Consider the following 13,732-nt stretch of genomic DNA (forward strand, 5'->3'; position numbering starts at 1 on the left):
GCGGGGGGAGGGCGTCGGGGCGGCGGGGCCCGGCGGTGGTCAGCCGTGGAACGGCAGGCCCGCGTCGGCCGCCAGTTCCAGGTCGTCGGGGTCCGGGGGCGCCAGCAGGGTGGCGCTGCCGTCGGTGACGGGGACGACGCCCAGCTCCAGGAGTTCGGCCATGGTGGCGCTGCCGGCCATGTCGCGGACCTGGAGCTGGTAGCGGGCGGTGGTGCGGTAGGTGCCTCCGGCGTCGTCGCCGGTGCGCTGGAGGAAGCCGGAGTCGGTGAGGAAGGCGACGGCCTTGCCGATGATGCCGGTGGTGGAGCCGGCGAGCCGGCGGGCGTCCTTCGTCGCGCCGGTGGCGCTGCGCCTGGCGTAGACGCGCCAGCCCGCCTCCAGGCCCGGGGCCTCGCTGGCCGGGTCGGTGTTGTCGCCCTGCTCCTCGGCGCGCTCCGCCAGGCGGTTGCACGCCTGGCGGACGAAGGCGTCGACGCCGTTGACCGTGATCCGGCCGATGTAGGCGTCGTCGGCCAGGTCCTCGGGGCGCGGGAAGGCCATGGCGGCGACGGCGAGGTGGGCGAGCCCGTGCAGGAAGCGGTCGGCGGAGTCCGAGGAGGCGCGGCGGGCGTAGTCGCCCATGCGGACGGCGAAGACCGAGTCCTCGCCCGCCGTGACGGCCATGCCGGCCCGGGGCGAGACCTCCAGGACGATGAGGCCGAGTCCGGTGGCCACGGCGTCGGCGAGCCGGGCGAAGGCCGTGTCGTCCCGGTAGCGGCGCAGCAGTTCGGCGTACTCGGCGTCGCGGGCGGGCAGCAGCTTGGGCTGGAGGCCGAAGGCGACGAGCCGGGCGGCGTCGGCCGCGTCGGCCGGGGTGACGGAGGCCGGGGCGGGCGCGGCCCGGTCGGGCTCGTAGGCGGAAGCGGGCCGGTCGGGGGCGGGCTCGCTCCACGCGTCGGCGTGCTCTGCGCGGTGGTCGCTCACGACACTCGCTCCTTGTTGCGGAAGGTCATGCGAAAAGTTCTGCCAAGGGTCCTGGGGGTGGCCCCGGGGAGGGGTGGGCGGGAGGTCATGGGGCCTCCGAGCGGTCCGCCGCCATGCCGGCCGCGTCGAGCAGGGCGGTGCCCACGATGAGGTCGGCGCCGCCGAACTCGTCGTCGTCCAGCGGGGTGCCGTCGTCCACGGAGAACAGCAGGCGGCGCTCGCCCTGGCGGTAGGCGGTGCCGACCGGGGGGCTCGCGGCGTGCACCGCGAGCAGGGCGACCAGGTAGGGCAGGTCCGCATCGCGCCGCCGGGCGTCGGCCAGGAGCCCGGACAGGCGGCGCGGCGCGTCGTGCTCCAGGTCGAGCAGTTCCATCGCGGCGGCCAGCTGTTCCTCGCTGAACCGGCTGTCGTCCGGGGTGGCGATCAGGTCCGGCTCGGGCATTTCGGCGCCGAGGTGTTCGCGGGCCGGCGGCGGGCTCAGGAGCAGGTCGACCAGGTCGCCCACCCGGACGGAGACGGGGGTGCGCAGGCCCGTGCCGTGGGCGAAGAAGGCGTCGGTGGCGCGGGTCGCCTGCTCGACGGGGAGCGGCAGGAGCGGGGCCAGGAGCTGCCCGTACAGGTCGAGGCCGGTGCGGGCGGCGGGCGCGGCGAATGCCTGCCGGTCCTGTTCGGCGCGGAAGAGGGGGCCGGCCTCCAGCAGCCGGGACTGGAGCTGGGTGTGGCGGCGGATGCAGTCCTTGACGATGTCGACCAGCTCGGCGGCGCGGCGCTTGTGCTCGGGGTCCTCGGCCTCGTCGCGGGCCTTGCGGATGTTGGTGAGGATCGCGTTCTCGTGGCGGTAGCGGTCGGCGACGTGGTCGAGCGCTTCGGCGATCATGTCGGGCACGGCGTTGAGCCAGTCGACCGCGCGGACGTTGCGCCGGGTGGCGTCGAGCGTCTTGCGGAGCGTCTCCGCGTACTGCACGGTCCGGTAGCGGGCCTGCTCGGCGGCGAGCTGGGCGTCGGCCAGCCTGCCCCGGCTGATCAGCACCTCCAGCTTCACCTCGGCGGCGATCTGGGCGCTGGTGACGTCCGTGTCGAGGGCGCCGACCAGGACGTTGACCGCTTCGTCGGTGGCCCTGAGGTAGACGCTGCCGCCGTGCCCGGGGACCTCCTCGATGAGCTTGAAGTCGTAGTCGCGGCGGACGTAGGCGCCGTCGGGGCCGAACGTGCCGTAGACGGCGCGGAATCCGCGGTCCACGCTGCCGACGTTGATCAGGTTCTCCAGCACCCAGCGGGCGACCCGTTCGTGCTCGGCGGCCGGGCGGGCGGGGGCCTGGGCGGCGACGCGCGGGAGGAGTCTGGTCACTATCTGGTCGTGGTCGGCACCGGTGTCGAAGTCCATGTTGAGCGTGACGTGGTCGATCGCCGCGAGGGCGACCTCGGCCATGGCGTAGCCGCCGTACTCACCGGCGAGGTTCGCCTTGCGCACGTCCAGGTCGTGCAGCGGCGCCGTGCAGGCGAGCGCGCGCAGCCGCCGCGAGAGCCCCTCGTCGGCGGCCGGGCCCGGTGCGGGCCTCGGCCCCGCGCTGAGCTGGGGCGCAGCGTTGTCCGTGTAGGCAGGCGAAGTCACGCTGCACAGATTAGGTCCTCGGACTGACAACGGTCGAAATGGCGCAGAAGGGCCCGCCTGCCCCGGAGTCGGTCACGCCCCGCCGCCCGCCTGCCCCGGAGTCGGTCACGCCCCGCCGCGTGCGCGTACCGCCCGCGCGTCCGCCGCTCAGCCGCTCCCGGTCCCGTCCTCCGGCTCCCCGTATCCGCCGCCGCCGGGAGTGCGCAGGACGAGCACGTCCCCGGCGCCGATGTCCGCGCTGTCGCAGCCCTTCAGCGGGGTGCGGCTGCCGTCGGGGTGCTCGATGTGCTGGCTGCCGAGCGCTCCGGGTGCGCCGCCCGCCATGCCGTACGGGGGTACGCGGCGGTGGCCGGTGAGCAGGGCCACCGTGACCGGTTCGAGGAAGCGGATGCGGCGTTCCACCCCGCATCCGCCGCGGTGGCGGCCCGCTCCCCCGCTGCCCTCGCGCACCCCGAAGCTCTCCAGCAGGACCGGGTAGCGCCACTCCAGGATCTCGGGGTCGGTGAGGCGGGAGTTGGTCATGTGGGTCTGTACGGCGTCGGTTCCGTCGAAGTCCTCGCCGGCGCCCGATCCGCTGGCCACCGTCTCGTAGTACTGCACCCGGTCGTTGCCGAAGGTGAGGTTGTTCATGGTGCCGGAGCCCTCGGCCTGGACGCCGAGTGCGGCGTAGAGCGCACCGGTGACGGCCTGCGAGGTCTCGACGTTGCCGGCGACCGTGGCGGCGGGCGGTGCGGGCGCCAGCATGGAGCCCTCGGGGACCCTGATCTCCAGCGGGGTGAGGCAGCCGCTGTTGAGCGGGATGTCGTCGGCGACCAGGGTGCGGAAGACGTAGAGGACGGCGGCCATGACGACCGACTTGGGGGCGTTGAAGTTGCCCGGCTGCTGCGGGGAGGTGCCGGTGAAGTCGATGACCGCGCCGCGGGCCTCCCGGTCGACCGTGAGCGTCACCTCGATCACGGCGCCGTTGTCCGTCTCGTACCGGTAGCCGCCGTCGTGCAGCCCGGCGATGATGCGGCGCACCGACTCCTCGGCGTTGTCCTGCACATGGCCCATGTAGGCGTCCACCGCCTCGGGCCCGAACTGCTCGACCATGGCGCGCAGTTCGGCGATGCCCTTCTCGTTGGCGGCGATCTGGGCGCGCAGGTCGGCGAGGTTGGTGCCGGGGTCGCGGGAGGGGTGGGCGGCGGTGGTGAGGAGATCCCTGGTGGCGTCCTCGCGGAAGGTGCCGTCGCGCACCAGGAGCCAGTTGTCGAAGAGGACGCCCTCCTCCTCGACGGTGCGGCTGAAGGCGGGCATGGAGCCGGGGGTGATGCCGCCGATCTCGGCGTGGTGGCCGCGCGAGGCCACCAGGAACTTCAGGACCGGGGTGCCGCCGCTCTCGTCGAACACCGGCGTCACCACGGTCACATCGGGCAGGTGGGTGCCGCCGTGGTACGGGTCGTTGATGGCGTACACGTCGCCGGGGCGCATGGTTCCGGCGTTGCGGTGCAGCACTTCCTTGATGGACTCGCCCATGGACCCGAGGTGGACCGGGATGTGCGGGGCGTTGGCGATCAGGTTGCCGTGCGCGTCGAACAGCGCGCAGGAGAAGTCGAGCCGTTCCTTGATGTTGACGGAGCGGGCCGTGTTCTCCAGGGTCACGCCCATCTGCTCGGCGATGGACATGAAGAGGTTGTTGAAGACCTCCAGTATCACCGGGTCGACGCGGGTGCCGACGGCCTGCCGGGCGGGGCGCGGGCGGGCGCGGGTGAGGACGAGGTGGCCGGTGGCGGCGAGTTCGGCCTGCCAGCCCGGGTCCACGACGGTGGTGGCGTCGGCCTCCGCGATGACGGCGGGGCCGGTGACGGTGTCGGTGGCCCTGAGGTCGGTCCTGCGGTGGAGCGGGGTCTCCTGCCACCGGCCGTCCGCGAACATCCGCGCGGTGTCGTGGGGGCGGGGTGTGGTGGGGGCGCCCTCGTCCCGCTCGGCCGGCCGGATCTCGGCGTGCGCGCCGGCCGTCCCGGTGGCCTCGGCGGAGACCGTCTCCACGACCAGCTGCCGGTCCGCCGTGAAGCCGTAGCGGGCGCGGTGCTCGCGGGTGAACGCCTCGGTCATGGCGGCCACCGTGTCCAGGGCGACGGGCAGGCTCGCGTCGGTGCCCTCGTACCGCAGCAGGACCCGGGTCCGGGTGCTGATGGCGTGGTCGGGGACGCCGTCGGCGCGCAGGTCGGCCCTGGTACGGGCGGCGAGCTCGTCGCCCAGCTCCCGTACCCGGGTCAGGGCCCCGTCGTCCAGGACGGCTTCGAAGGACTGCTCGCGCATGGCGGTGGCGTCGGCGAGTCCGATGCCGTACGCGGACAGCACACCGGCCAGCGGCGGTACGAGGACCGTATCGATGCCGAGCGCGTCGGCGACGGCGCAGACGTGCTGCCCGCCGGCCCCGCCGAAGCCGGTCAGGGCGTAGCGGGTGATGTCGTGCCCGCGCTGCACGGAGATCTTCTTGACCGCGCCCGCCATGGCGAGGACGGCGATCTCCAGGAACCCGGCGGCGGTCTCGGCCGCGGTGCGCTTGGTGCCGGTGGCCCGGGCGACCTCATCGGCGAGCGCCTCGAAGCGTGCGCGCACGATGTCCGCGTCCAGGGGCTGGTCGCCGTCCGGCCCGAAGACGGCGGGGAAGTGCGCGGGCCGGATGCGGCCCAGCATGACCTGGGCGTCGGTGACGGTCAGCGGCCCGCCCCTGCGGTAGCAGGCGGGACCCGGGACCGCCCCGGCGGAGTCGGGGCCGACCCGGTAGCGCCGGCCGTCGAAGTGCAGGACCGAGCCGCCGCCGGCCGCGACGGTGTGGATGTTCATCATGGGGACGCGCATCCGCGCGCCCGCGACCTCGGTGCCCAGCTCGCGTTCGAACTCGCCCGCGTAGTGCGAGACGTCGGTGGAGGTGCCGCCCATGTCGAAGCCGATGACCCGGTCGTGGCCGGCCTGCGCCGAGGTGCGGACCATGCCGACGACCCCGCCGGCGGGCCCGGAGAGCACCGAGTCCTTGCCCCGGAAGTGCGCGGCCTCGCGCAGGCCGCCGTTGGACTGCATGAACATGAGCCGGATGCCGGGCAGTTCGGCGGCGACCGAGTCGACGTACCGGCGCAGGATCGGTGAGAGATAGGCGTCCACGACGGTGGTGTCGCCGCGCGGGACGAGCTTGATCAGCGGGCTGACCTCGTGGGAGCAGCTGATCTGGGTGAATCCGGCGGCCCTGGCCTCGGCGGCGACGGCCTGCTCGTGGGCCGGGTGGCGGTAGCCGTGCATCAGGACGACGGCCGCGCTGCTCAGCCCGTCGGCGCGGGCCTCGCGCAGCCGCGCGGCCACGGCCTCACGGTCCAGCGGGGTGACGGTCCGGCCGTGGGCGTCGACGCGCTCGGGGACCTCGATCACCCGGTCGTACACGGCTTCCGGGAGCAGGATGCGGCGGTCGAAGAGGCGGGGGCGGTTCTGGTACGCGATGCGCAGGGCGTCCCGGAAGCCTTCGGTGACGACCAGGACGGTCGGTTCGCCGCGCCGCTCCAGCAGGGCGTTGGTGGCGACGGTGGTGCCCATCTTCACGGCGGCGACCCGGTCTGCGGGGACCGGTTCGTCCGGTCCGAGCCCCAGCATGAGCCGGATTCCGGCCACGGCGGCGTCCCGGTAGCGGTCCGGGTCGTGCGAGAGGAGCTTGCGGGTGACGAGTTGCCCGTCGGGGCGGCGGCCCACCACATCGGTGAAGGTGCCGCCACGGTCGATCCAGAACTCCCAGCGCCCGGTCATGCCCCCATACTGGCCCGCCGCCGGGTGATCACGGAACAGGGCGCGGCGCCGGTTCCGGCGCGGGCGGACGGGCCGGAGCGGCGCGCCCCCGACGCGCCGCACTCTGCGGGCCTTGCGCGGCCGTCGTACGGGACTGCGCCCGGCGGGTCAGACCGCCGGGGCGTCCGGGCCGATCCTGCTGCGTACCGCCGACTGGACCTCGGCCTCCTCGGCGGGGTCGGCGGCCAGCCTGCGCAACCGCTCGGCCACCCTCAGGTCACCGGTCTCGGCATGGAGCGCGGCGACCTCGCGGGTCGTCTCCTCGCAGTCCCACAGGCACTCGACGGCGAATCCGGTGGCGAAGGACGGGTCGGTGACGGCCAGCGCCCGGGCGGTCCTGCCGCGCAGCTGGGAGGAGGACGTCTCGCGGTAGACGTGGCGCAGGACGGGGGCGGCGCAGGCGATGCCGAGGCGGCCGGCGCCGTCGACCAGGGCCCACAGCCGGGGCGCGTCCGGTCCGTCGCCGCGTACGGCGTCGCGCAGGGCGCCGAGCACCGAGGGGGCGTCCTGCGGTCCGCCACGTCCGGCCAGCACACCGGCCGCCGAGGCGCCGAGTGCGTCGGGGCGGCGGGCCCAGCGGCGGGCGCGGTCCACGGCCGCCTCGCCGCACATCCGCTCGAAGGCGGCGACGGCGGCGTCGGCCACTGGGCCCCGGGGTTCGGTGGCGGCCGCCTCGATCAGGTCGAGCACGACGGGGTCGCGGACCTCGGCGGCGAGATAGTGGAGCGAGGCGCAGCGGGCGGCTTCCGGGCCGCTGCGGGCGGCCTCCACGATCACGGGCCGGTCCTCGGGGCCCGCGACGGCGGCGAGGCAGCGGGCGGCCGGCACATGGAGGACGCTGCCCCGGTCCAGCCCCTGCTGGGCCCAGTCGAAGACGGCCTGGACGCTCCAGCCGGGCCGGGGGCCCCCGGGGCGCATCTGGCGCTGCCAGCGGTCGAAGGAGCCCTGTTCCGAGGCAGCCCGGACCCGGGCGCCGACCGCTTCGCGCGGGTCGTCGGCCCACAGGCGCCAGGGGCGGGGCTCATAGGCGTCGCGCACGGTGGCGGCCAGGTCGGCGCGCCCCTCGGCGTCGTCGGGGAACCGGGCGAGCACGGGCTCGGCGAGGGAGCGCAGCCCGGCGTCGTCGTCGCGCAGGGCCAGCTCGTCCAGGGCCCAGGCCCAGTTGGAGCCGGTCGCGGCGTAGCGCCGCAGGAGGACGAGGGCGTCGTCGCGTCCGTAGGAGGCGAGGTGGCCGAGGACGGCCAGGGCCAGGCCGGTGCGCGAGTCGTCCGTGTCGAGGTGGTCCTCGGGGTCGGACAGGTGCCGCTCGATCTCCTCGATGCCGCCGTCGAGGTCGAGGTAGAGGCGGGCGTAGTACAGGGAGCGGTTCTCCACCTGCCAGTCGTGGCGGGGGTCGCTGAGGACGCAGTGGTTGAGAGCCGCCAGGGCCTCGGAGCGCGGTGCGGCGAGCGCGTGGAGCGTGCCGTCGCCGCGGCCTCTCTGCAGCAGGCCGAGCAGGGTGCCGCTCGGCGCTATGAACGGATCAAACATGGGGAAAGCCTCACATCAAGCTGTCGACGCAACCGGGACTGTGCAGTTCCACGTGCCGGGCAGGCACTAGGCCGCGCAGCAACATGATCGGCCGACCGCCGTCTTCTGCCTGGTGTAGAGCATCTTCCTCTGCCTCTCGTCGGGTGGCCCGAATCGGACCCGCGACGTCATGATGACCCAGCCATTTCGCCACCGCGACCACATTTACGGCGAACCCGTTCAGCGGGCGCCGAAGAGTTCCAGCAGGTCGTCCTTGCCGAACATCCGTGCGATGTCGAGCGCGGAGGGTGTTCCGGTGGCCGGATCGGCCCCGGCGTCGAGCAGGGCCCGGACCACCGCGTCCTCGCCCTTGAAGACCGCTCCGGCGAGCGGGGTCTGGCCCCGGTCGTTCGCCCGGTCCGGGTCGGCGCCGCGGGTGGCGAGGGCCGTGACGGCCTCGGCGTGCCCGTGGTAGGCGGCGAGCATCAGCAGGGAGTCGCCCCGGTCGTTGGTGAGGTTGGCGGGCACCCCGGCGTCCACATAGGCCGCCAGCGCGTCGGTGTCGCCGCCGCGTGCCAGGTCGAAGACCTTGGACGCCAGCTCCACCACCTCGGGATCGGGGGTTTCGCTCATCGGGTGGACCGCCTTCCTCAACCATTCGCGCCGCTGCCGGCCTGCCGGGACATGCACGGCGGGGGCCGTACGAGTGAACCGACAGGGTACTGCCCGGACGGGCGGACGACCGGCCCGGGCATCCCGTCCGCCGATCGAGTGGATAATCCGCCTTTTCACCCGATTGCGCCTTTTGCCCTATGGATACTTGGGGTGAGCCTGGAAGGACTCATGGTGACTGTCCCCCCGACCAGGAGAACCACTCATGATCCTTTCCATGTCAGGCGTCGTCATCCTCGGCATCATCGTCTTCCTGTTCTTCAGGAAGGACGGCCTCAAGGCGTCGCACGCCCTCGTCACCGCCCTGTTCGGCTTCTACCTGGCCGGCACCGCCATCGCACCGAGCATCACCGCGGGCGGAGCGAGCCTGGCCGGCCTTCTGGGCGGGATCAAGTTCTGACCCTCCGCCCCCGCACCGACCTCCAGGAGACAGACGTGGCCCGGCGACCACTCCCCCGCATTCTGAGCAGCGGCAGCGCTTCGATCACTCGCAGTCGCGAGATCGCGCGCACGGCCGCCGACAGCGCCACCGACGTGCTCCATCCGCTGATCACGCTCACGCGCGGTCTGCGGCTGCTGGCCGGCGCAGGACGGCACAAGTGGGCCGCGACGCCCAAGGACCGGCGTGGTCCCACGCTGTTCCTCGTCGCGGCCTGCGTACTCGTGGTCGCGCTCATCCCGTACGGGCCGCTGCTGGCCCTCGTCGCGGTGATGGGCGCCGCCGCGTGGAAGGGACGGGTGCGCACCCCCGTCAAAACCGGCCCCGACGAGGCGGAGACCGCCCGGCTACGGGCCCTGTACGAGGCGCTCGTCCCCTACTTCTCCGCGGCCGAGGACCCCAGCCCGCTGTTCACCCACGGCGGCGAGTGGGACAAGGTCTTCAGTGATTACGAGTTCGACGGCGACGGCCGCGTCTCGCGGCTCCACGTCACCTACCCCGCGTACTTCACCGACTCCGAGCCCGAGTCCCGGGCCCGGATCGAACAGCTGCTCCACGCCAAGTCGGGCCGCGGCCGGGAGTACCACTTCAGCTGGGACGAGGAGGGCAACCGGCTCGTGATGAGCGTGCTCGACTCCCTGCCCACCTCCCTCACCGCCCAGCGCTTCGTCACCGCCCCCGGCGAGACCGTCCTCGGCTTCACGGACGAGGACGCGGTGCAGCGCACGGTCCCCGTGAACGAAGGCACCGGCACCCGCGACGCCCCCGGCGTCGTCTGGCGCACCGGCGCCCGCTCCACCGAGCCCCACCTGCTCGTCGCGGGACAGCCCGGCAGCGGCACCACCTCGCTGCTGCGGTCCATCGCCCTCCAGGCGCTCCAGCAGGGCGACATCCTGGTCATCGAGGGGAGCGGCACCGGCGAGTACGCCTGCTTCACCGGGCGCGAAGGCGTCCTGGCCGTGGAGTGCGGCCCGGCCGGCGCGCTGTCCACCCTGGAGTGGGCGGCCGACGAGACGGAGCGCCGGCTGGTCGAGGCGAACCGGGCCCGGCAGGCCGGCGACCCCGTCCCCGAGGACGTCACGCGCCCGCTCTGGATCCTGCTGGACCGCCCGAGCGCGCTCCGCCGCCCGGCCGGCGACAACGGGCCTGGCCCGCAGGAACTGCTCCAGGTGCCACTGCGGCACGGCAGGGCCGCCAACGTCGTCGTGGTGCTCGCGGAGGTGTTCGACAGCCTGGACGGCCTCGGCGAGACCATCCGCACCCACACCCGGGCCCGGGTGGTGCTCGGCCGCTGCTCCGCCGAGCAGATCGAGTCCGTGCTCGGCACGGGGCCGCACACCACCCCGCCCCCGGACGCCCCGCCCGGCCGCGGCTACGCCCGGTTCGGCACCGGCCCGGTCCTGCGCATCCAGGTACCGGCCACGCCCGACCCGTACGACGACGCCACCAGCGAGGCGCAGCGCACGGCGGTGCTCGGCCTGCTGCCGGAGCGGCGCCAGGCGGTCGAGGCGGGCGCGCCGGAGCCGGTCATGGTGGAGGATGTGGCCTCATCGGCCGGGATGGAAAGCGTCGCCTCGTCGGCCGGGATGGAGGCCGTGACCGCGTCCGCCGGGGTGGAGGCCGTGGCCGTCAGCGACTGAGGCGTGGGATCGGTGCAGGAGGGCCCGGCGGTGGAGCGGGCCCTCCTGCACCGTTCAGGCCACGAAGGTGCGGGGCGCGTCGGCGCCGGCGCCGGCGCCCGCGCCGACCAGCCGGGCGGCTGCGGCGAGCCGCTGGGCCGCCTCCTCCGCCACCGGCCCGCCGACTGTGAACGGCAGCCGTACGTACCCCTCGAAAGCCCCGTCGACCCCGAACCTGGGCCCGGACGGCACCCGCACCCCGACCCCTTCGCCGGCCACCGCGAGCCGCGAGCCGGACAGGCCGCCGGTGCGTACCCAGAGCGTGAGCCCGCCGCTCGGCACGGAGAACTCCCACCCCGGCAGCTCGCGGCGCACGGCCGCGACGAGCGCGTCGCGGTTGTCCCGGGCCTGGTCCCGGCGCAGCTGCACGGCCTCCTCCCAGCCGCCGGTGCGCATCAGCCAGTTGACCGCCAGCTGTTCGAGGACCGGGGTGCCCATGTCGGCGTAGGCGCGGGCGGCGACCAGGCTGCGGATCACGTCGGGCGCGGCCCGTACCCAGCCGATCCGCATGCCGGCCCAGAACGCCTTGCTGGCCGAACCCACGGTGAGGACGGTGCTGCCGGCCGGGTCGAACGCGCAGACCGGGCGCGGCATCCGCACGTCGTCGAGGTGCAGCTCCCTCATCGTCTCGTCGACGACCAGGACCGTGCCGGCCGAGCGGGCGGCGTCCACCAGCGCCCGGCGCCGGTCCTCACCGGCCAGCGCCCCGGTGGGGTTGTGGAAGTCCGCGACGACGTACGCGAGCCGGGGCGCCGCGTCCCGCAGGACCTGGCGCCACCGGTTCAGGTCCCAGCCTCCGAGCCCCTCCTCCATGGCGACCGGCACGAGCCGGGCACCGGCCTCGCGCATCAACTGGAGGATGTTGGCGTAGCTCGGGGACTCCACCGCGATCCGCTCGCCGCGGCCGGCGAACAGGTGGCAGATGGCGTCGATCGCGCCCATCGCACCGGTGGTGACCATGATCTGCTCGGGCATGGTGGGGATGCCGTCGGCGGTGTACCGGTCGGCGATCATCTGCCGCAGGGCGGGCAGCCCGGCCGGGTAGTCGCCGTGCGTGTGCGCGTACGGGGGCAGCTCCTCCAGCGCGCCCTGGACGGCCCGGGTCAGCCAGGGCTCGGGGGCGGGCAGCGAGGCGCAGCCCAGGTCGATCATGGAGCCCAGCGCCTCGGGCGGCAGGGGTTCCAGGCCGCGGGCCGGGAGCGGGTTGCCCGCCGGGACCGCCGTCCAGCTGCCGGCCCCGCGCCGGGACTCCAGGAAGCCTTCGGCCCGCAGCGCCTCGTAGGCGGCGGCGACCGTGGTGCGGCTGACGGAGAGCGCGACGGCCAGCTCCCGTTCGGCCGGGAGCCGGGCGGCCACGGCGACCCGGCCCTCCAGGACGAGCAGCCGGATGCCGTCGGCGAGTGCCCGGTAGGCCGGCGGCCGGCGGCTGCCGGGGCCGGCCGGCCGGGGCTGCTGGGCATGGAGCTGGCGGGCCAACTGGGCCGCCCCGACCGCCGAAGTCCACTGCGCCACGATAATCAGTCCACCTTCCTCGGATTGGCCATGGTTGGCGGCCGATCCCCTGCCACAGAGTGACACGGAGCAGTCCAACACCACGACACCAGGGGGCACCCCTTGTCCACCACCCCCGTCCCGCAGGGGGCGCACCTCACCCGTCGGCTGGTCCAGCTGTACGCGGGGCTCGCGCTGTACGGGGCGAGCTCGGCGCTGCTGGTCGTCGCCGGCCTCGGCCTGGAGCCGTGGGGCGTGCTGCACCAGGGGCTCGCCGAGCGCACCGGGATCAGCATCGGCGTGGTCTCGATCATCATCGGCGCGATCGTGCTGCTGCTGTGGATTCCGCTGCGGCAGCGGCCGGGTCTGGGCACGGTCTCGAATGTCTTCGTCGTGGGGCTCGCGATGGACGGCACGCTCGCGCTCGTCCCCGAGGTGCACGGGCTGGTGGCCCGCTCCGGTGTGATGGTGGCCGGGATCGTCCTCAACGGTGTGGCGACGGGCCTCTACATCACCGCCCGGTTCGGCCCCGGCCCCCGGGACGGGCTGATGACCGGGCTGCACCGGCGGACCGGCAGGTCGATCCGGCTGGTCCGCACGGCGATCGAGGTCGCGGTCGTGGTCACCGGGTTCCTGCTCGGCGGCTCCCTCGGCGTGGGCACGGTCCTGTACGCCCTGGCCATCGGCCCGCTCGCCCAGGTCTTTCTGCGCGTCTTCGCGATACCGGACGGCGGGGGCACCTCGGCCGACGCCCCGGCGGCCCGGCGGTCCATACTGCGGCGGTGACTTCCGAACGCCACCCCTATCTGGAACATCCCGCCCCGCTCGCCTTCGCCCACCGGGGCGGCGCGGCGGACGGGATCGAGAACACGGCGGCCGCCTTCCGCCGGGCCGCCGACGCCGGGTACCGCTACTTCGAGACCGATGTGCACGCCTCGGCGGACGGCCGCCTGGTGGCGTTCCACGACGCCACGCTGGACCGGCTGACGGACGCCGGGGGCAGGCTGGCGGAGCTGCCGTGGAGCGAGATACGCAGGGCCCGGGTCGCCGGGCGCGAGCCGCTGCCGCTGTTCGAGGAGCTGCTGGAGGCGTTCCCCGAGGCCCGGTGGAACGTGGACATCAAGGCGGAGGCCGCACTGGGGCCGCTCGTGGAGCTGATCCGCGCGACGGACTCCTTCGACCGGGTGTGCGTGGGCTCGTTCTCCGAGGCGCGGGCCGCCAGGGCGCACCGCCTGGGCGGCCCGCGCCTCGCCACCTCGTACGGTGTGCGCGGCGTCATCGGGCTGCGGCTGCGCTCGTACGGCATCCCGGCGGCCCTGCGGGCGGGGGCGGTGTGCGCGCAGGTCCCGGAGAGCCAGGGCGGCATCCGCGTGGTCGACCGGCGCTTCGTGCGCGAGGCGCATGCGCGCGGGCTCCAGGTGCACGTGTGGACGGTGAACGAACCGGAGCGGATGGCCGCACTCCTGGACCTCGGTGTGGATGGCATCATGACCGATCACATCGAGACGCTGCGCACGGTGCTGAACGAGCGGGGGGCCTGGGCCTGACCCG

At 74.3% G+C, this 13,732-nt stretch carries 10 protein-coding genes; 4 read left to right on the forward strand and 6 right to left on the reverse strand.

Annotated elements, in window-relative coordinates; genetic code table 11:
* Window positions 1–39: 39 nt before the first annotated feature.
* The 5 genes from E6R18_RS19620 to E6R18_RS19640 form a co-directional block, all read right to left on the reverse strand.
* Window positions 40–963, reverse strand: a complete 924-nt coding sequence (locus E6R18_RS19620) for a hypothetical protein (RefSeq protein ID WP_136318204.1) — start codon at window positions 961–963, stop codon at window positions 40–42.
* Between the two features lie 85 nt (window positions 964–1,048).
* The gene (locus E6R18_RS19625; protein ID WP_136318205.1) at window positions 1,049–2,575 is read right to left on the reverse strand and encodes a hypothetical protein; all 1,527 of its coding nucleotides are present in this window, start codon (window positions 2,573–2,575) and stop codon (window positions 1,049–1,051) included.
* 147 nt (window positions 2,576–2,722) lie between these two features.
* Entirely contained in the window at window positions 2,723–6,352 is a 3,630-nt protein-coding gene (locus E6R18_RS19630; protein WP_136318206.1) for a hydantoinase B/oxoprolinase family protein, read from the reverse strand.
* 147 nt (window positions 6,353–6,499) lie between these two features.
* Window positions 6,500–7,921, reverse strand: a complete 1,422-nt coding sequence (locus E6R18_RS19635) for a HEAT repeat domain-containing protein (protein ID WP_136318207.1) — start codon at window positions 7,919–7,921, stop codon at window positions 6,500–6,502.
* Window positions 7,922–8,140: 219 nt separating this feature from the next.
* Entirely contained in the window at window positions 8,141–8,533 is a 393-nt protein-coding gene (locus tag E6R18_RS19640) for an ankyrin repeat domain-containing protein (RefSeq protein WP_136318208.1), read from the reverse strand.
* A gap of 244 nt (window positions 8,534–8,777) precedes the next feature.
* Between E6R18_RS19640 and E6R18_RS19645 the strand changes: the two genes are divergently transcribed.
* Complete coding sequence (locus E6R18_RS19645; protein ID WP_018103962.1) at window positions 8,778–8,972, forward strand: hypothetical protein; 195 nt, start codon at window positions 8,778–8,780, stop codon at window positions 8,970–8,972.
* Window positions 8,973–9,007: 35 nt separating this feature from the next.
* The gene (locus E6R18_RS19650; RefSeq protein ID WP_136318209.1) at window positions 9,008–10,651 is read left to right on the forward strand and encodes a hypothetical protein; all 1,644 of its coding nucleotides are present in this window, start codon (window positions 9,008–9,010) and stop codon (window positions 10,649–10,651) included.
* A 54-nt stretch (window positions 10,652–10,705) separates the two neighbouring features.
* On the opposite strand, the gene E6R18_RS19655 is transcribed toward E6R18_RS19650, so the two are convergent.
* Entirely contained in the window at window positions 10,706–12,202 is a 1,497-nt protein-coding gene (locus tag E6R18_RS19655; RefSeq protein ID WP_136318210.1) for a PLP-dependent aminotransferase family protein, read from the reverse strand.
* Window positions 12,203–12,304: 102 nt separating this feature from the next.
* Between E6R18_RS19655 and E6R18_RS19660 the strand changes: the two genes are divergently transcribed.
* Entirely contained in the window at window positions 12,305–12,967 is a 663-nt protein-coding gene (locus E6R18_RS19660) for a hypothetical protein (RefSeq protein ID WP_136318211.1), read from the forward strand.
* A complete protein-coding gene (locus E6R18_RS19665) occupies window positions 12,964–13,728 on the forward strand; it encodes a glycerophosphodiester phosphodiesterase (protein ID WP_136318212.1) in 765 nt (254 codons plus the stop codon). Before E6R18_RS19660 ends, E6R18_RS19665 begins: the two co-directional genes overlap by 4 nt.
* Window positions 13,729–13,732: the final 4 nt, after the last annotated feature.

It is taken from the genome of Streptomyces sp. A1277, assembly GCF_004795015.1.
Taxonomy (GTDB): domain Bacteria; phylum Actinomycetota; class Actinomycetes; order Streptomycetales; family Streptomycetaceae; genus Streptomyces.